The organism is Muricoccus vinaceus (assembly GCF_042433125.1).
Classification (GTDB): Bacteria; Pseudomonadota; Alphaproteobacteria; order Acetobacterales; family Acetobacteraceae; genus Roseomonas; species Roseomonas vinacea.
Window position 1 is genome coordinate 115,288 of the sequence record NZ_JBHLVZ010000098.1, and the last position, 17,810, is coordinate 133,097.

A 17,810-nucleotide genomic window follows, 5' to 3' on the forward strand; every position below is an offset into this window, starting at 1 on the left:
CCCGTTCACAACATCGACCGGATCTTGGCGGTCAGCACGTCCATGGCGAAAGGCTTGGTCATCACCTGCATGCCCGGCGCGAGCAGGCCGTTCCCCACCGCCGCGTTCTCCGCATAGCCGGTGATGAACAGCACCTTCATGCCCGGTCGCCGCTCGCGCATCGCATCGGCCAGCTGGCGGCCGTTCATGCCGCCCGGCAGGCCCACATCGGTCACCATCAGGTCGATCCGCGGCATGGCGTCCAGCGCGCGGATCGCCTGGGCACCGTCCTTGGCCTCCACCACGCCGTAGCCGAGGTCGCGGAGCACCTCGCTCACGAGCATGCGCACCACGGCCTCGTCATCGACCACCAGCACGGTCCCGCCCTCGGGCGCCGTCGCCGCGGCAGGGAGGTCCGGCGCCTGCGCATCGGCCGAGGCCTCGTCCTGGCTGCGCGGCAGGTAGAGGCGCACGGTGGTGCCCTCCCCGGCCTCGCTGTAGATGCGCACATAGCCGTTGGACTGCTGGGCAAAGCCATAAACCATCGAGAGCCCCAGCCCCGTGCCCTGGCCAAGTGGCTTGGTGGTGAAGAAGGGGTCGAAGGCCCGGGCCACCACCTCGGGCGGCATGCCCGTGCCCGAATCGGTGACGGAGATGGCGACATACTGTCCGGGTGCCACGTCGTGGTGGCGCCGCGCATAGGCGTCGTCCAGCCGCGCGTTCACCGCCTCGATCGTCAGGCGGCCGCCGTCCGGCATGGCATCGCGGGCGTTGATCGCCAGGTTGAGCAGCGCATTCTCCAGCTGGTTGGCATCGCAGAGCGTCGTCCAGAGCCCGCCGGCCATGACCGTTTCCACATGGATCTCCGGCCCCATGGTGCGGCGGATCAGCTCCTCCATGGAGGCGACGAGGCGGTTCACGTCGGTCGGCCGCGGGTCCAGCGTCTGCCGGCGCGAGAAGGCGAGGAGGCGATGGGTCAGGGCCGCCGCGCGGTTTGCCGAACCCAGCGCGGCACCGAGGTAGCGGTCCAGCTCCGTCACCCGCCCCTGCGCCACGCGGGCCCGCATCATCTCCAGGCTGCCGACGATGCCGGCAAGCAGGTTGTTGAAATCGTGCGCGATGCCGCCGGTGAGCTGCCCCACGGCCTCCATCTTCTGGCTCTGCCGGAGACGGTCGTTCAGCTCGGCGATGCGGGTGAGGCTGCGGATGACCACCTGGGTGATGGCATGGCGCAGCGTCGCCGCGATCTCAAGCTCCCACCGCGCCCAGGGGCGGGCATGGCCGTGCCGTTCCTCAACCCAGCGCTCGAAGGACTGGCGGGGCATGACGGAGCCGCCGCTCTCCGTGACGGCCTTGTGGGGGTTGCCGCCCCAGCTGACGATCGAGGGCTCCTCGGGCCGGAACCAGAGGATCATGTCGGCCCGGTCATCGGCCAGGAACACCGCCAGCACGCCGCTGGCGATGGCGGCATGGGGCGCCCAGTCCGGGAACTCGCTTCCCAGGTTGTCGGAGTGGAAGATCTCCTCCCCGCCGCGCTGGCGCAGCCAGGCGGCGAGGCGCCGCACATCGGCGCCCGCCGGCGTGGCGCCCAGCAGGTCCACCCCGCTCCCCCGCAGCACGGCGGCCCCGGTGCAGCCGAACAGGGAAGCGATGGTGACGGAACCGGCGGTCAGGGCGGAGCTGACGTCCTCGGCCTCCGCCATGTGGGCGATCAACTCCGCCAGGCGCTGCGAATCGGCCCGCCGGGCTTCCTCCGCCCCCAGGTGCTCGGCGCTGCCCACGCGCAGCGCGAAGGCGTCCGTCAGCGCCGCGGCCGCCGCGCGCTGCCCCGGGGAGGGCCGGTGCGGCCGGCGGTGGTGGCACACCATCAGGCCCCACAGCTCGCCCTCGTGAAGGATCGACAGGGACATGGAGCCGTCCACGCCCATGTTGCGGTGGTACTGCAGGTGAACCGGCGCGAGGCTGCGCAGACGGGAGAAGGAGAGGTCGATGGGCCGGGCCGGGAGGTCGGCTGCCTCCCAGATCGGATCGCGATGCAGCGGCACCGGAACCGCATCGCGCGAGGGCACCCAGCGGATGAGGCTCCGGCGATAGAGCTCCCGCGCCTGGGCCGGAATGTCGGAGGCGGGGAAGTGCAGCCCGTCCAGCGACTGTTCCCAGTCCGCCACCTTGTCCTCGGCCAGGGTCTGCCCGTGCCAGTCCCGGTCGAAGCGGTAGATCAGCACGCGCTCGTAGCCGGTGAGCTGGCGGATGCCCTCCACGGCCACCCGGGCCAGGTCCTGCAGCCGCCCGCCGGCCGCGCGCAGGCGGGCGATGACACGCTGCAGGGCGCGCGCGGAGGCCAGGGCCTCCTCCTCGTCCCGGGGAGCCACGGGTTCCAGCTCGATCAGGACCATGCCGTCCTGGGTATGGCAGGCGGCCTCGAAGGCGCCGCCGGGCAGGTTCAGGCCGGTTTCCCAGGGTGCTTCTCCCGGCAACTCCCCGGCGGCGGCCATGCTTCCCAGCGTGGCGGTGAAATCCTTCCCCAGGATCTGGGCCGCCGGCAGACCCAGCAACGTGTTCGAGGCGGTGGAACCCGCGAGCTGCCCGGCGTTCTCGCTGGCCGCGACCACCGTCAGGTTGCGCGATGGGTCGGCCACCAGAAGAACCCCGTGCGGCTGGATCGCACCGGGGATATGGATCGGCTCCTGCGCGCAGTAGGAATCGGCACGGTCAGGCGGGGAAGCACCCGCCTGCACGGCGAGGCCGCGTCGGCGGGAATGACGGGACAGGACACTCATTCCTATGGAACGCGCCAAGCCGGCCCTCGGGCACCTACATCCGGGCCAGGGGCCGATTGCCCCTTCATGCCATTCGGAGCCATCGCCCGCTCAACCATCCCGCATTCATCAACATAGTTTACTCGGCGCCCCGGCGGCTCCCAACCCGCCGCGGAACCCAGGCTCGACACAAGCGCGTGGCCAGGGCCGTGATTTTGCCACGCGGGCTGCGGAGCCTGATCAGTGATGCACCAAGATCATCCGGGCGAGCACCCCGTGCTGCGGCGCGCGGCTTTCCTTCTTCTCTGCCTGGCGATGGCCACGCCCCTGGCCGGGCTGCTCTGGCGCGTGCTGTCGCCGGGTGGCTGGACAGGATGGGAAGTCACGATCGCGGCGCTCTATTTCGGCACCCTGCCCTGGACGGCGATCTGCCTGGCCAATGCCCTGGTCGGCTTGGTTATCCTGCTGGCCAAGCCCGATGCACCCGCCTTTCTTGTGCCCCAGGTGGCGGCCGAGCCCGGGCCGCCCCTGCGCACCGTGATCGCTGTCTGCATCCGCAACGAGCCGATGGAGGCGGTGCTTCTCCCTCTCGCCCGCCTGCTCCACGGGCTGGAAGCGGCGGGCGAGGCCGGGCGGTTCACCCTGTGGTTCCTTTCCGACACGCGCGACCCCACCCATGCCGCGGCCGAGGACACCGCCATCGCGGCCTTCGCGGCCTCCCGCCCGGGCGGCATCCCCGTCCGCCACCGCCGCCGCGCGGACAACGCCGGCTTCAAGGCGGGCAACGTCATGGAATTCCTGGATCGCCACGCCGGCGACCACGACCTAGCGCTGATGCTGGACGCCGATTCGGAGATGTCCGCCGCCGCCGTGCTGCGGATGGTGCGGGGCATGCGGGCCGATCCGCGCCTGGCCCTGATCCAGCAGCTCATCGTCGGGCGGCCCGCGCCGCGGGCCTTTCCGCGGCTGTTCCAGTTCGGCATGCGGGCGGGCATGCGGGCCTGGGCCACCGGGCAGGGCTGGTGGCAACTGGATGACGGACCCTACTGGGGCCACAACGCCATCCTCCGCATCGCCGCCTTTCGCGAGCACGCGCGGCTCCCGTCCCTGCCGGATGGCAGCGCCATCCTGTCGCACGACCAGGTGGAGGCCGTGCGGCTGCACGCGGCCGGGTGGCGCGTGCGCTGCCTGCCCTCGGAGGAGGGCAGCCTGGAGGGCAACCCTCCGGCCCTGCCCGAATTCCTGGCGCGCGACGTGCGCTGGGGCGCCGGCAACATGCAGTACCGCCACCTGATCCTGCGCCCTGGCCTTCGCCCCATGGGGCGCTGGCAGTTGGCGCAGGCGATGCTGCTGTTCCTGTGCGCGCCGCTCTGGCTGGGCATGCTGCTGGCGGCGGTGGGCAACGCGGTTTCGGGGGGTGGCGCCGCGACACCCATGGGTGCCCTGGCCGGGCTGCTCCTGGCCACCTGGCTCGGCAACGCCGCGCCCAAGCTCTGCGGCTTCGCGGAGCTGCTCCTCCGCCCCGATCGTGCCGCGCCCTATGGCGGGCGGGCGGCGGTGCTCCGGGGGGCGGCGGCGGAACTGCTCTTCTCCCTGCTGATCGAGCCCATCAGCCTGATCAACAAGAGCATCGCGCTCCTGCGCCTGGCGCTCGGCGCGCGAAACGGCTGGGCGCCGCAGAACCGGGCGGATCGCGGAGTGGCCTGGCGCGACGCGGCACGGCTGCTGCTGCCGCACACCCTGCTCGGGCTGTTCTGCGCGCTTGCGCTTGCGCAGGTTTCCGCCACCGCGCTGTGGCTGGCCTGGCCCTTCCTGGCCGGGCCGATCCTGGCCATCCCGCTCTGCGTCTGGACCGCCTCGCCTTCCCTTTCGGCCTGGCTGGTGCGCCACCGCGTCGCCGCCACGCCGGAGGAACTGGCGGAGGCGGCGCACCCCCTGCCCAAGGGAGTGGGGGGCATGGTGCCCGCGGCGCAGCCCGTCCAGGATGCGGTCCATCATGGCTGACGCACCGCTCCCGGTGGTGGACACCCACCACCACGTCTACGACGCTTCCCTTCCGCCCCATCCCGGCGCGCGCCCGCACGGGGACGCGCCGCTTTCAGCCTATGCTGCGCTGCGGGCGCGGATCGGCATCACCCACCACGTGCTGGTGCAGCCCTCCACCTACGGCTTCAACAACGCGCTGCATCTCGCGGCGCGGGCCGAGAACCCGCACGGATCCTGCGTCGTCGCCGTCATCCCGCCCGACACCGATGCCGCCGCGTGCCGCCGCCTGAGCGCGGGCGGGGTGCGCGGGCTGCGTGCCAATCTCGTGCAGGGCGTGCCGCTCTCGCCCGCGGACGTGCCGGCGCTGGGCCGCCTCTGCGCCGACCAGGGCTGGCACCTCCAGATCTTCGCCCGCGCGGAGATGCTGGCGGAAATGGCCGCCTCGCTGCGCGCCCTGCCCTGCCCCCTGGTGCTGGACCACTTCGCGCTGCTTCCCCCCGCGAGCTTCGCGGACCACCCCGCCTGGCCGCTGGTCTCGGGCCTGCTGTCCAGGAAGCGCGCCTGGGTGAAGCTTTCTTCCCCCTATGCCCTGCCGCCCGGCGACACCGCGCCGCTGGTCCGGGCGCTCGCGGAAGCGGGTGCGGACCAGCTCTTCTGGGGCACCAACTGGCCGCACCCCAACACCGACCTGCCGCAGGACGAGGCCGCGCTGCGCGAAAGCGCCCTGTCTCCCCTCACCCCCGCCCAGCGCCGCGCGGTGCTCTGGGACAACCCGGCGCGCTTCTACGGCTTCGCGCCGTGAAGGACCTGTCCACCTTCGACCTCAACCTGCTCCGCGTCTTCGACGCGGTGGCGCGGGAGCGGCACGTGACCCGGGCGGCGGCACGGCTGAACCTGTCCCAGCCGGCGGTGTCCAATGCGCTGAACCGCCTGCGCGCGGCGCTGGGCGACGAGCTGTTCCTGCGCGCCCCCCAGGGCGTGGTGCCGACCAGCCTGGCGCTGTCCCTGATGCGCCCGGTGGAGGAGATGCTGGACCGGCTGCAGGAAACCCTGGCCGCCACCGCGCCCTTCGACCCCGCGGGCAGCGACCGGGTCTTCACCATCGCCCTGTCGGAATACGCCGAGGCGGTGCTCGCCCCGCCGTTGTTCAACCGGCTGGCACAGGAGGCGCCGGGCATCCTGGTGGCCATCCGCCACGCCGACCGCACCAACGCCCATGCCCTGCTGGAAAGCGGCGAAGCGCAGCTGGCCATTGCCATGCTGGGAGAGCCCACCGCCCTCTACACGCGCCTGCGCCTGCTGCCGGAGGCCTTCATGGTGCTCACGCGCCCCGGCCATCCGCTGCTGGACGGGCCGATGAGCGTGGAGCGCTACATCGCCTTCCCGCACCTGCTGCACTCGCCCAACGGCTCGCGCGACGGGGCGATGGACCGGGTGCTGCAGGAGGCCGGCCATGCGCGGCGCCTCGGCGCGGTGGTGGCGCATCTCTCCGCCGTGCCGGAAATCCTGCTGGGCACGGACATGGTGATGACGCTCTCCTCCCGCCTCGCCCGGCAGATGGCGGAAGTCCACGGGCTGGCGCTCCGGCCCGTGCCCATCGAAACCAAGCACATGCGGCTCTCGATGATCTTCCACCGCCGCTTCGAGGCGGACCAGGGCCATGCCTGGCTGCGACGCCTGCTGCTGGTCCTGGCGCGGGAGGTGGTGGCGGACTGCCCCGCGGAAGGGCGCCAGAACCAGCGCGCGGAGGCGGGAGCGGCCTGAGGACCTAGCCGGCGGTGCTCAGCAACCGGTCTGGCGCGGCACCCGCTCCACCTCCATCCCGAACAGCGGGCGCAGGCCCGTGCCGAGCACGTTGCCCACGAAGGCCGCCGCCATCCAGGCCCAGCCATGCAGGCTGCCGGAGGCGATGCCCGAGAAATACGCGCCGATGTTGCAGCCATAGGCGAGCCGCGAGCCGTAGCCGAGCATGATGCCGCCCACCACCGCGGCCGCGGCGGAGCGAAGCGGAATGCGGAAGGTGGGGGCGTAACGGCCGGCCAGCGCCGCGGCCAGCAGCGCGCCCACGATGATGCCGAAGTCCATCACCGAGGTGACATCGGCCAGCACGCTGCCCTGGAGCGCCGCCGCCTGGGCCGGGCTGGACCAGAAGGGCCAGGAGGCGACGTCGAAGCCCATGGCCAGCGCCGCCTTGGAACCCCAGAGCGCGAAGGCGGAGGTGATGCCCCAGGGACGGCCGGCCAGGGCCAGGGTGGCGAAGTTCAGCACCGCCAGTGCCACGGCCCCGGCCAGGATGGGCCAGGGCCCGCGCAGCAGCCGGGGCAGGCCGGTGCGGGCGGGAGCCGGAGCCTGCACCAGCCGCCCGTGGCGCCGCCGTTCCAGCACAACCGTCACGGCCGCGATGGCCGCGAAAAGGGCGAGGTTCACGGCCAGCGCCGGCCCGACGCCCCAGGCGCCGATCACCGAAATCGCCGGCAGGTGGGGCAGCGCCGACCACCAGTGCAGGTGCGCCGCGCCGAAGGTGGAGCCCACCACAAAGGCGAGCAGCGTCAGCACCATCCGCACGGAGCCCCCGCCCGCCGTGTAGAGCGTGCCCGAGGCGCAGCCGCCGCCAAGCTGCATGCCGATGCCGAACAGGAAGGCGCCGAACACCACGGACACGCCGACCGGCGCCACCAGCCCCTGCACGGGCTGGCCGAAGAGCGTGCCGGCGGACAGCGCCGGGAAGAACAGCAGAACCGCGATGGCCAGCATCAGCATCTGCGCGCGCAGACCCTCGCCCCGCCGGTCCGCGATGAAGACGCGCCAGGCGGAGGTGAAGCCGAAGGCGGCATGGTAGAGAACAAGCCCCAGCGCTCCGCCCAAAAGGTACAGCGCGGCCTGCCGCCCACCGATCTGCTGCCCCAGCAGCGCCATGCCGAGCAGCAACAGCAGCGCGGCACCCGTGGCCGCCACGGCCTGCACGCCCGGTGGGCGAGGCAGGGGCGGCGCTTGGGTGAAGGTGGAGGCGGACATCAAGGCTTCTCCCGGCGCGCGGCAACCGTGCCGGATGCTGCGTTCCCGTGAGTTGGTGCGGGCAGCGCGTCAATTCACGCCCGCGAAGGATGCAATGTGCGCATTCCACGTGTGCTGACGCGGGCACCGCCGGCGGGAGCCGGGTTTGTTCCAGTTCGCGAAACCGCGGCATCGAACCGGGCGTTCGCACCCAACCCGATCACGGAGCTTTCCGATGCGCGCGAAAACCCGCCTGCTGGTTGCCGCCCTGGCGCTCGCCCCCTTCTCCGCTGCCCCGCTGGGCACCGCCCAGGCCCAGACGGGCACGGCCGGTGCGCCGCCCGCCGCCGTCACCCCCTCCGCCCGGGATGCGAACCCGGTGACGCCGACCCCGCAGGCACCGGACATGCCGACCTATCTGGGCATGCTGGACCGCGGCATCACGGACCTGCGGCAGGAGATCTCGCGCGCCGAGGCCGGCGGATCGCGGCCGACGCAGGCGGGCGCCACCTCGCCGGAGATGGTCCACCTGATGCAGAAGGTGCGCGAAAGCTGGCAGATCGCCGAGCGTGCGCCACGCGGCTTCAACGGCAACGCGGCCTATGACCAGACCATGCGCGACATGCGCGCCCGCTTCTCCGAAGTCGGGCCGCAGCACGCGCAGGCGCCCGAGGCCATTGAATCCGCCCGCGGCGCGCTCCAGTCCCTGGAGAAGCTGCGGCAGGCCGCGGCGGCCTCCGCGCCGTCCTAAAGACCGAGCCGCGCGGCCAGCGTCCCGAAGTCCTCCGCCACCACGTCCCAGTCCTGCGCGGGCGAAAGATCCTTCGCCTGCCCCGGCCCGTGCTCGGTGGGCCGGGGAACAAAGGCGGTGCGCAGGCCGCAGCGGCGGGCCGCCGCGAGGTCGTCGTTGTGCGCGGCCACCAGGCAGATCTCCTCCGGCCGCATGGCCAGAACCTCGGCGGTGCGCAGATAGGCCTCGGGCGCCGGCTTGTAGGCGCGGGCCACCTCCGCCCCCAGGATGGCATCCCAGGGAAGGCCGGCGCGCTTGGCCATATCGATCATCAGCGCGATGTTGCCATTCGACAGGGGTGCGATGACGTAGCGTGCCCTCAGCCGCGCGAGCCCGGCCACCGCGTCCGGCCAGGGGTCCAGGCGGTGCCAGGCAAGGTTCAGCGCCTCCAGCTCCGCCGGAGGAACCCCCGCGGGGTCGATCCCGAAATCGGGCAGCACCGCCTCCAGGTTCTCCCGGTGCAGCACGTCCAGCCGCGTGAAGGGGCGCGCGCCGCTGCGCACCGCCTCCATCGCCGGCTGGTAGCGCCGCCGCCAGGCATCGGCGAAGCCGGCCGGATCGGCGTCCGCGGCGCCATGCCGCGCAAGGAACGGCGCCGCGTCGCGCGCCACGCCGCCCCGCCAGTCCACCACGGTGCCGAACACGTCGAACACCAGGGCGCGCACGCCTTGCAGAACCATCCGATCCTCCGTTCCCCTACGCCCAAGGCCCGCGCCGGCCGCGTTCCCAGGGCCGCCCGGCCCCGCCCCTCGGCGCGGCCGCGCCCCAGGGACCATGCGCGGCGGGCTGGCGCGGCGCCATCCCGCCCGCCAGTTCCATCAGCGCGCGCACGCGGTTCTCCGTGCTCGGATGGGTGGAGAACAGGCTGTCCACCCCGGCGCCCGAGAGCGGGTTGACGATGAACAGGTGCGCGGTCGCCGGATTCGCCTCGGCGGAGGCGTTGGGGATCGCGTGGCGCCCGGCCTCCAGTCGCTGCAGGGCGTTCGCCAAGCCCCGCGGGTGCCCCGCGATCTCGGCACCCAGCCGGTCGGCCTCGTATTCGCGGGAACGGCTCACCGCCATCTGCACCACCATGGCCACCAGCGGCGCCACGATGATGGCCAGCAGCACCCCGATCCCGCCCAGCGGGTTCCGGTCCCGCCGCCCGAACAGGCCGCCGAACTGCGCCACCATGCCGATGGCGCCGGCCAGGCTGGCGGTGACGGTCATGATCAGCGTGTCGCGGTTGCGGATATGCGCCAGCTCGTGCGCGATGACGCCCGCCACCTCCTCCTCCGGCATCAGCGCCAGCAGGCCCGCGGTCACGGCCACCGCCGCGCGCTCCGGCGAGCGGCCGGTGGCGAAGGCGTTGGGCTGGTCCTCGTGGATCAGGTAGAGCGCGGGCATCGGCAACCCCGCCCGCGCCGCGAGCCCCGCCACGAGCTGATACAGGCGCGGGTCGTCCCCCGGCCCGATCGGCTGGGCATGGTGCATCCGGAGCACCATGCGGTCCGAGTTCCACCAGGAGAACAGGTTCATCCCGGCCGCCATCACGAAGGCGATCACCATGCCCTGCCGGCCGCCGAGCAGAAAACCGACGCCCGCGAAGAGGGCGGTCAGGGCCGCCATCAGCATGGCGGTGCGAGCGTAACCGGACACGGGGCCTGTTCCTCCTTCGGGGTCCGTCCCTATCTAGGGACCATGCCCGAGACAAACGACACCAAGCCCCGGCCCGCCCCTCCGGTTGCGGCGCCCAAGCCCCCGGCGCCCCCGCTGCCGCCCGAGATCGGCGGCCCGAAGGGACCGGAGCCCACGCGCTTCGGCGACTGGGAGCAGAAGGGGCGCGCGACCGACTTCTGAGCGGCACGCGCGGCTGCGCTCAGAGACCCAGCAGGTCCAGCGTCCGCGCCACCACCACGCGCTCGTCATAGAGCGCCAGCGCCCGCGCCCGCGCGGCCTCCCCCATTCGGCCGCGCAGTCCGGCATCGCCCGCCAGGCGGTTCAGCGCGGCCGCCAGGGGCTCCACCGTTCCAGGCGGCACCAGAAGCCCGGTCTCCCCCGCCGCCACCTGCTCCCGCGGGCCGCTGATGTCGGTCGCCACCACCGGAAGTCCGGTGAGCATGGCCTCGATCACCGACATGGGCAGGCCCTCGAAGTGCGAGGGCAGGCAGAAGATGTCCGAGGCCGCCAGCACCCGCTCCGTGTCGTGCCGGTATCCCAGCCGCCGCAGCCGCCGGCCCAAGGTCCGCTCGGCGCGCTCGAAGTCCGGCTCCACGTTGCCGCCATGGTCGGTGGAAAGCCGCTCCCCCACCACGCAGAGCGTTGCGCCCGGCACCGCCTCCACCGCGCGCAGAAGCTCCGGATACCCCTTGTGCCGCACGAGGCGCGAGACGGCCGTGATCACCACCTCCTCCGCGCCCAGGCCCAGTTCGGCGCGCACCGCGGCGCGGGCCCCGGCATCGGGATGGAAGCGCAGGGGATCGCGGCCGTTCAGCGCCGCCGTGGCCCGGCGGTGGATGCGCAGGCGGCGCGCATCGCCCGCCTCCTCCTCGCTGACGGTGAGGAAGGTGTCGGTCAGGCGCCCGCCCAGCCATTCCACCACGAGCGACAGCCCGCGCCGCCACAGGGGACCGGGCTGGTTGAACAGAAAGCCGTGCACCGTATAGGCCGTGCGCGGCACCCCCTCCATCCGGGCCGCCAGGCGCGCCAGAAGGCCGGAAATCGGGAAATGCGCATGCACGAGGTCCGGCCGCGCCTCCCGCATCAGGCGCCGCAGGGCGCGGAGCGCCCGCCAGTTGGCCGGCGGAGACAGGCTGCGGGAGAGCGGCACGGGAAGCACCGTGAAGCCCTCCGCCCGAACCAGCTCCAGCAGCGGTCCCTCGGCGCAGGCGGCCAGCACCTCGTGCCCGCGCGCGCGGGCGCCTCGCATCAGCGGCAGGATGAAGTGCAGCAACGAGAAATCGACGTTGGCGACGAACAGGACGCGCACGCGGAGGCTAACCCCGGATGAAGCGGGCGACGAAGAAGCCGTCCATCCCGCCGCGCTCCCCCCAGAAGTCCGGCCGGGTCCGCAGCGCGCCCTCGGGCGTGATGGCCTGCTCCAGCCCCGGCACCTCCTCCGCCCGCACGGGATCGGGGCGCAGGCCCAGCGCCGCCAGGCGGGACAGATGCGCCTCCCCCTCCTCCGGCTGAAGCGAGCAGGTGGCCACCACCAGGCGCCCGCCCGGCGCCACCAGCCCGGCGGCGGCCTCGATCAGCGCGGCCTGGGTCGCGGCCAGCTTGGGCACGTCGCGCGGGCGGCGCAGGTGCGGCACCTCCGGGTGGCGCCGGATGGTGCCGGTGGCGGTGCAGGGGGCATCGAGCAGCACGGCCCCGAAGCTTCCCCGCCGCTCCGCCGACCAGGGAATGGCATCGGCCACCGCCACCTCGGCGGACATCTTCAGGCGCGCGAGGTTCTCGCGCAGGCGGACCGCCCGCCGCTCCTCCTTCTCCACCGCCGTGACCTCCGCCCCGGCGGCGATGAGCTGGGCGGTCTTGCCTCCCGGCGCTGCGCAGAGATCGGCCACCTTCTCCCCCGGCCGCACCGCCAGCAGCCGGGCGGGCAGGCTGGCCGCGGCGTCCTGCGCCCAGAAGCCGCCCTCGGCGAAGCCGGGGATCTCGGTGATGCGGGTGCCGGGCGGCAGCCGGGCGGTGCCGTTGGGCAGCACCTCCGCCCCTTCCGGCACCTCGGCACCGGGAACGAGGGAAAGGTCGAGCGGCGCCGGACGGGTGTGGGCCTCGGCGATGGCGCGAACCTTGGGGCCATAGGCGGCGTGCCAGGCGGACCAGAGCCAGGGTGGGGTGTCCAGGCGCGCGGCGTCCAGCCCCTCCAGCGCCGCGGCGCCCCCGGTGGAAACCTTGCGCAGCACGGCATTGACCAGCCCCGCGAAGGGACGCGGCGCCAGGGCGACCGCGGTGGCCACCGCCGCATGGGGGGGCGTGCCGAGCAGCAGCAGCTCCGCCACGCCGATCCGCAGCGCCTGCAGCGCGGGCGGCGAGGGCTCCCGCCGGAGATAGGGCTCCAGCACCGCGTCGATGCTGCCGAGGCGCCGCAGCACGGCGGCGGCGATGCGATGGGCGGCCGCCTTGTCGCGCGGCTGGAGGCCGCCCGGCAGGGCGTCCAGCGCCTCCTCGAGGCCACGGCGGCGCTCCAGCACGGCGGAAAGAAGGGCGAAGGCGGCGGAGCGGGTGGGATTGGCGGACATTGGGGGAGGCGATTGGCCTATTTCAGCGCGCCTGTGCAGTCCTTTTCGCGCCGCCCCGCCATGCCCTTTGCCCGCGCCGGGCCGGCCGCGCCGCTCAGCCCTCCCTGGCGCGGGCCCGGAACAGCAGCGCAAGGCCCGCCAGGGTCAGCGCGCCGCCCCCCAGATCGGCCCAGCCCAGCACCTCCCCCAGGGCGGCCCAGCCGATCAGCGTGGCCACCGGAGGCGCCATGAGCTGCAGGGCCGCCGCGGTGGAGGGCGGGAAGCGCCGGAGCAGGACGAACAGCAGCGCGTAGCCGCCAACCCCCACCACGGTGACGCTGTAGGCCAGCCCCAGCCAGACCTGAGGGCTGGCGGAGGTGGGCGGCGCCCCCTCCAGCACCAGCGCCAGCCCAAGCAGCAGGGCGGCACTCACCAGGCTTTGCCCGGCCGTCGCGGACCACAGGTCCACCCGGCCCCGCGCCGGGGCGAAGGCGAGCAGCCCGGCCGCCTGGCTGGTGGCGCCGAGCAGCGCCAGAACCACGCCCAGCACCTCCCCCGGGCTGTCGCCGAGATGCCCGGCCAGCCGCGCGCCGCCCAGCAGGGCCACCCCGGCCCAGCCGAGCGCCAGCCCGACCCAGGCCATGGAGGAGGGACGGCGGCCGAACAGCACCGTCTCGCCCAGGGCGACCACCAGCGGGGTGGCGGCGGTGATCAGCGCCACGAGGCCGGATGGGATGAGCGACATGGCCCACCAGGAGAAGGCGAGATAGCCGCCCGTCCCCAGCAGGCCCATCAGCACCACCCGCCCGAGGTCACCCCGGCCCGGCCAGCGCGCCTTCGTGGCCCAGGCCAGGCCGAGCAGGAGCGGCGCGGTGACCAGGAAGCGAAGGGCGAGCGCCCAGAAGGGCGGCCATTCCAGCACCACCACCCGGGCGGCGTTGAAGGCGGATCCCCAGATCAGCACAAAGGCCACGGCCAGCGCGGCCGAGCGCAGGGTGCCCGCCGTCATGGGAGGCGCCCGCGCAACCGGCGGGCCTGGGTGCTGGCGGCAGGGATCAGGCGCATCGGCAGCCCCATACCACCACCGCCCCGGCCGCACAGGCCCCCGGGAATCATGCGGCCGAAGGACCCGGCGCCGGAGGCGAGCCCGTGACGGCCGTCCGCCATCTCTTGGCGGCACGCATCCGCGGAGGAAGTCCGCGGCAGCCGGGGGAGCCGCTGCCGGTCGCGCCGCACCGCCTTGGTGACCTGCGAGGCCACGTCATGGAAGCCTTCAGCTTGTCAGCCGGAGGTGATGGATCCGCGCCGGGGCCCAGGCCGGATCAGGCTAGGCCAGGCCCGTGGCCGTAGGATTCCTCGGGCGTCGCGTGCTCCTCGGCCACGCCGCCGTTGGGCTGCAGCTCGGTCGCGCCTCGGCGGGCGAGCGCCGCCTCCAGCGTGTTCTCCAGCAGGCAGGCGATGGTCATGGGCCCCACGCCGCCGGGCACGGGCGTGATCCAGCCGGCCCGCTCGCGCGCGGCCTCGAATTCCACGTCCCCGGCCAGCTTGCCGTCCGCCCGCCGGTTGATGCCCACATCCACCACCACGGCGCCCGGGGCGATCCAGTCACCCCTTACCATGGCCTCGCGCCCCACGGCCGCCACCAGCACCTCGGCCCGGCGACACTCCTCCGCGATGTCGCGGGAGCGGGAGTGGAGCATGGTCACCGTGGCATCCGCCGCCAGCAGCAGCGCCGCCATGGGCCGCCCCACGATGGCGCTGCGCCCCAGCACCACGGCGCGGGCGCCCGAAAGCGCGACGCCCGCCTCGGCCAGCAGGTGCATCACGCCCTTGGGCGTGCAGGGCACCAGCCCGGGCAGCCCCGCGGCGAGGCGGCCGGCATTGACCGGGTGGAAGCCGTCCACGTCCTTGGCGGGGTCCACCGCCTCCAGCACGCGCTGGGGGTCGATGTGCTTGGGCAGGGGAAGCTGGACCAGGATGCCGTCCACCGCCGGGTCGGCGTTCAGGCGGCGCACCACCTCGAGCAGCCCGTCCTCCGGCACGTCCTCGGGTAGGAGGATCGTCTCGCTGTCAAAGCCCGCTTCCTTGGCGGCGCGGTCCTTGGAGCGGACGTAAACCACGCTGGCCGGGTCGTCCCCCACCCGGACCACCCGCAGCCCCGGCCGGAAACCCAGGCCCGCCACGCGCGCCCCGAGCGCCGCGCGGAGCCGCGCGCCGGCCGCCTTGCCGTCCAGCAGCCGCGCCGTCACGTCAGGCCGCCAGCCGCCAGAGGGCGGGGAACACCGTGACGTTCAGGAAAATCCGCAGCGCCTGCAGCAGCAGGATGAGCACCAGGGGCGAAAGGTCCACGCCGCCCAGGTCCGGCAGGAAGCGCCGGATCGGCCGCAGCACGGGCTCGGTGACGCGCCACAGGAAGTCCCCGATCGTCCAGACCAGCCGATTGCGGGTGTCCAGCACGTTGAAGGCGGTGAGCATGCTGAACACCGCCGCGATGATCAGCACCCAGACATAGAGGCCGATCACCTGATCGATCAGCCAGAAGATCGCCGTCATCCTGCCGCCCCCGATTCCACGTCGGGCGTTGTGTATGGCCGGTCATGAGGCCCGTCCAGCCATGCCCCGCCCGCCCCTCGCGCGTTCCGCAACGCAAGTGGCGCTTGACGGCGCGGGGTTGGCGGGGAATAAGCCCGCCTCGCGCACCGGTGCCCAACCCCGGTGCGGCCGATGGCACGGGGCTGTAGCTCAGTTGGGAGAGCGCGTCGTTCGCAATGACGAGGCCAGGGGTTCGATTCCCCTCAGCTCCACCATCCACTTCCCCCCCCTCGTTCCGGCGCGCAACCTTGCGCGCCCTTTGCCGCTCCACGCAGGAACCCGCGCCGGAGACGACGCATCATGTCCATCGCCATGCATCCTGCCCCCGAAGGGCGTTTCCGCATGATCCGCGCCCTGGCGAACGGGTGGTGGCTGCTGCTGCTGCGCGGGATCGTTTCCATTCTTTTCGGCATTTTCGCCTTCATGGCGCCCGGCCTTGGGCTGGTGGTGATCCTTGGCACCCTGGCGGCCTGGCTCGCGCTCGATGGGGCCTTCACCCTGTGGCAGGCGGTCACCGGGCGACCCGCCATGCTCGGGGTGCGGCGGCCAGGCACCGGCTGGCTCTGGCTTGAGGGCCTGGCCTCCCTGGTCGCGGCCGCGGTGCTGCTGATGATGCCGATCGCCTCCGCCATCGTGCTCGTGCTGCTGGTGGGCGCCTGGTCCATGGCGGCCGGGGTGTTCCGCGCGGTGCTGGGCTGGCGCAGCGGAAGCTGGATGCTGGGGCTGTCGGGGCTGCTCAGCATCCTGGTCGGGCTCTGGCTGGTGGCCGCGCCCGGGCCGGGGCTGCTGGCGCTGATCTGGCTGGTGGCGATCCAGGCGGTGGTGGGCGGCGGGCTGCTGGCCGGCCTCGCCGTCCGGCTGCGCCGCGTCCACAACGACCCCACGCCGGGCTGAACCTGCCCCTCCATTGCACGGGGCGCCCCAAGGGGGCTTCGATGCCGGTCGCGGGCGCCGATTCGCCCATGCCACCGGACCGACGCCATGACTTTCATCATCTCCCGCCTGCCTCCAGGGCCTCCCCCGCCGTGACGGCCCACTGGCTGGTGAAGAGCGAGCCCGACGCCTTCTCCTGGGACCAGCAGGTGGCCGTCGGGGTGGAGCCATGGACTGGCGTGCGCAATGCGCTGGCGGCCCGGAACCTGCGCGAGATGCGCCTGGGCGACCTGGCCTTCTTCTATCATTCCAACGAGGGCCGCGAGATCGTCGGCATCGTGGAGGTGGCGCGCGAGGCCTACCCGGACCCGACGGAGGAAAGCGGCCGCTGGTGCTGCGTGGACATGCGTGCCCTCCGCTCCGTGCCACGCCGCGTGACCCTCGCCGCCATGAAGGCCGAGCCGCGGCTGGAAGGCCTCGCGCTCATCCGCCAGTCGCGCCTGTCCGTGGTGCCCGTTTCCCCCGCCCACTGGGCGGTGCTGTCGGAGATGGCCGGGCTGTGACGGCGGAGCGCGCCCTCTGCCGCCTGGAGGAGATCGCCGAAGGCGCCGCCCGCGGCTTCCCGCCCCCGCCCGGCGGCTTCACGGGGCTACTGGCCGTGCGCCGCGGCGAGGCCGTGCATGTCTACGTGAACGCCTGCCCCCATCTCGGCGTGCCGCTGGAGCCCATGCCCCACCGCTTCCTCGACGGTGCGGGCCGGCACATCATCTGCTCCACCCATGGCGCCCGCTTCCGAGTGGAGGACGGCTTCTGCACCAGCGGCCCCTGCGCGGGCGATTCGCTGGAGGCCGTGGAGTCACGGCTGGTGGAAGGCTTGATCCTGGTGCCAGCCGATGCCGGTCTCTGAGGCGCGGCAGCATATCATGAAACGAAACGAAATGCCCCGGCCCCGCCGCATTCCCGTCGCGACCCCGCCCGCTTCGCTGCGTTAGATGGGTTGGTGAAGGGCCCTCTGGCCCGCCACGAAGGAGGAATCCACCATGCGAGCGACACTCGCGCGCCTCGGGTCTTGGGGCCGCAAGGCTCTGGTTCTCGGCCTTCTGGTCGGCGCGCCCGCCCTGGCGACCGCCCCGGCCGCGGAGGCGCAGGTCGCGCCCGCCGTGTTCACGGATCAGGGGGCGCCCGTGCAGGCCATGCCCGTGCAGTACGGTCCCCCCGGGCGGTATTATCGAGGCCGCGACCACTGGCGCGGCCCGCCGCCCCGGGGCTACTACGGTCGGCCCTATGCGCGCCGCCACTACGGTCCGCCCCGCCGCTTCGCCGGGCCGCCGCCGCCGCCGCGCTACTACCGCTACCGCTGAATGAAGGATGCCGGGGGAGCAATCCCCCGGTGCCCCCCTCCACACCCTGGCTTCGTTCCGTCATGTGAGCGCGCGCATGGGCCGCGCATCCGTGGAGGTGCACCCCTCCGCTTGACGCCTTGCGCGCGAACGTGACGATGGCACCCGAAGGGCAAAGCCCCGGAGGAGCGCCATGACCGACCATTCCGTCATTCCCGTGAAGCCAGAGATCGCCGCTGGTGCGCGGGTGGATGCTGTGCGGCGGGAGGCGATGGTGACCGAGGCGGCGCGGGAT

At 73.2% G+C, this 17,810-nt stretch carries 17 protein-coding genes, 1 tRNA gene and 1 pseudogene; 10 read left to right on the top strand and 9 right to left on the bottom strand.

All coding sequences use genetic code 11. From position 1 onward, the window contains the following. Positions 1-5: 5 nt before the first annotated feature. The gene (locus ACFFIC_RS27520; RefSeq protein ID WP_377056469.1) at positions 6-2,759 is read right to left on the bottom strand and encodes a response regulator; all 2,754 of its coding nucleotides are present in this window, start codon (positions 2,757-2,759) and stop codon (positions 6-8) included. Between the two features lie 225 nt (positions 2,760-2,984). On the opposite strand from ACFFIC_RS27520, the gene mdoH reads away from it, so the two are divergent. From mdoH to ACFFIC_RS27535, 3 genes are read left to right on the top strand one after another with little or no spacing between them, the layout of a single operon-like run. After that, positions 2,985-4,742, top strand: coding sequence for a glucans biosynthesis glucosyltransferase MdoH (mdoH, locus tag ACFFIC_RS27525; RefSeq protein WP_377056471.1), 1,758 nt, complete (start codon positions 2,985-2,987; stop codon positions 4,740-4,742). Then, complete coding sequence (locus ACFFIC_RS27530; protein ID WP_377056473.1) at positions 4,735-5,526, top strand: amidohydrolase family protein; 792 nt, start codon at positions 4,735-4,737, stop codon at positions 5,524-5,526. The genes mdoH and ACFFIC_RS27530 overlap by 8 nt, the downstream gene beginning before the upstream one ends. Then, complete coding sequence (locus ACFFIC_RS27535) at positions 5,523-6,488, top strand: LysR family transcriptional regulator (protein ID WP_377056475.1); 966 nt, start codon at positions 5,523-5,525, stop codon at positions 6,486-6,488. The genes ACFFIC_RS27530 and ACFFIC_RS27535 overlap by 4 nt, the downstream gene beginning before the upstream one ends. Positions 6,489-6,506: 18 nt before the next feature. On the opposite strand, the gene ACFFIC_RS27540 is transcribed toward ACFFIC_RS27535, so the two are convergent. Then, positions 6,507-7,739 carry a YeeE/YedE family protein gene (locus ACFFIC_RS27540; protein ID WP_377056477.1) on the bottom strand — a complete coding sequence of 411 codons (1,233 nt, stop codon included), beginning with the start codon at positions 7,737-7,739 and terminating at the stop codon, positions 6,507-6,509. A gap of 214 nt (positions 7,740-7,953) precedes the next feature. Between ACFFIC_RS27540 and ACFFIC_RS27545 the strand changes: the two genes are divergently transcribed. Then, positions 7,954-8,469 carry a hypothetical protein gene (locus ACFFIC_RS27545; RefSeq protein ID WP_377056479.1) on the top strand — a complete coding sequence of 172 codons (516 nt, stop codon included), beginning with the start codon at positions 7,954-7,956 and terminating at the stop codon, positions 8,467-8,469. On the opposite strand, the gene ACFFIC_RS27550 is transcribed toward ACFFIC_RS27545, so the two are convergent. Together ACFFIC_RS27550 and htpX are read right to left on the bottom strand one after the other, a co-directional pair. Beyond that, complete coding sequence (locus tag ACFFIC_RS27550; protein WP_377056481.1) at positions 8,466-9,188, bottom strand: haloacid dehalogenase type II; 723 nt, start codon at positions 9,186-9,188, stop codon at positions 8,466-8,468. The genes ACFFIC_RS27545 and ACFFIC_RS27550 overlap by 4 nt on opposite strands. A gap of 16 nt (positions 9,189-9,204) precedes the next feature. Then, the gene (gene htpX, locus ACFFIC_RS27555; protein ID WP_377056483.1) at positions 9,205-10,146 is read right to left on the bottom strand and encodes a zinc metalloprotease HtpX; all 942 of its coding nucleotides are present in this window, start codon (positions 10,144-10,146) and stop codon (positions 9,205-9,207) included. 42 nt (positions 10,147-10,188) lie between these two features. Here htpX and ACFFIC_RS27560 point away from each other — a divergent pair, with 42 nt between their 5' ends. Further along, a complete protein-coding gene (locus ACFFIC_RS27560) occupies positions 10,189-10,347 on the top strand; it encodes a DUF1674 domain-containing protein (RefSeq protein ID WP_377056485.1) in 159 nt (52 codons plus the stop codon). 19 nt (positions 10,348-10,366) lie between these two features. Here ACFFIC_RS27560 and ACFFIC_RS27565 read toward each other — a convergent pair whose 3' ends face one another. The 5 genes and pseudogenes from ACFFIC_RS27565 to ACFFIC_RS27585 all read right to left on the bottom strand — a co-directional run bounded on the left by ACFFIC_RS27565 (position 10,367) and on the right by ACFFIC_RS27585 (position 15,263). Then, positions 10,367-11,476, bottom strand: a complete 1,110-nt coding sequence (locus ACFFIC_RS27565; RefSeq protein WP_377056487.1) for a glycosyltransferase family 4 protein — start codon at positions 11,474-11,476, stop codon at positions 10,367-10,369. Positions 11,477-11,483: 7 nt separating this feature from the next. Continuing rightward, on the bottom strand, positions 11,484-12,731 hold the full coding sequence (locus tag ACFFIC_RS27570; RefSeq protein ID WP_377056489.1) for an RsmB/NOP family class I SAM-dependent RNA methyltransferase: 1,248 nt from the start codon (positions 12,729-12,731) through the stop codon (positions 11,484-11,486). A 94-nt stretch (positions 12,732-12,825) separates the two neighbouring features. After that, positions 12,826-13,719, bottom strand: coding sequence for a DMT family transporter (locus tag ACFFIC_RS27575; protein ID WP_377056491.1), 894 nt, complete (start codon positions 13,717-13,719; stop codon positions 12,826-12,828). 403 nt (positions 13,720-14,122) lie between these two features. Beyond that, positions 14,123-14,959 (bottom strand): annotated as a pseudogene (gene folD, locus ACFFIC_RS27580) (bifunctional methylenetetrahydrofolate dehydrogenase/methenyltetrahydrofolate cyclohydrolase FolD); the annotation flags it as partial. A 1-nt stretch (position 14,960) separates the two neighbouring features. Further along, complete coding sequence (locus tag ACFFIC_RS27585) at positions 14,961-15,263, bottom strand: YggT family protein (protein WP_377056493.1); 303 nt, start codon at positions 15,261-15,263, stop codon at positions 14,961-14,963. A 178-nt stretch (positions 15,264-15,441) separates the two neighbouring features. On the opposite strand from ACFFIC_RS27585, the gene ACFFIC_RS27590 reads away from it, so the two are divergent. The 5 genes from ACFFIC_RS27590 to ACFFIC_RS27610 all read left to right on the top strand — a co-directional run bounded on the left by ACFFIC_RS27590 (position 15,442) and on the right by ACFFIC_RS27610 (position 17,536). Beyond that, positions 15,442-15,517, top strand: a tRNA-Ala gene (locus ACFFIC_RS27590). A gap of 85 nt (positions 15,518-15,602) precedes the next feature. Next, positions 15,603-16,196: an HdeD family acid-resistance protein gene (locus ACFFIC_RS27595; protein ID WP_377056495.1), complete on the top strand. Its 594-nt coding sequence runs from the start codon at positions 15,603-15,605 to the stop codon at positions 16,194-16,196. 131 nt (positions 16,197-16,327) lie between these two features. After that, positions 16,328-16,738, top strand: a complete 411-nt coding sequence (locus tag ACFFIC_RS27600; protein ID WP_377056497.1) for an EVE domain-containing protein — start codon at positions 16,328-16,330, stop codon at positions 16,736-16,738. Further along, positions 16,735-17,082 (top strand): Rieske (2Fe-2S) protein, encoded by a 348-nt coding sequence (locus ACFFIC_RS27605; RefSeq protein WP_377056499.1) that lies wholly within the window; start codon positions 16,735-16,737, stop codon positions 17,080-17,082. The genes ACFFIC_RS27600 and ACFFIC_RS27605 overlap by 4 nt, the downstream gene beginning before the upstream one ends. Before the next feature lie 133 nt (positions 17,083-17,215). After that, positions 17,216-17,536, top strand: a complete 321-nt coding sequence (locus ACFFIC_RS27610; RefSeq protein WP_377056501.1) for a hypothetical protein — start codon at positions 17,216-17,218, stop codon at positions 17,534-17,536. The last annotated feature ends 274 nt before the right edge of the window (positions 17,537-17,810 follow it).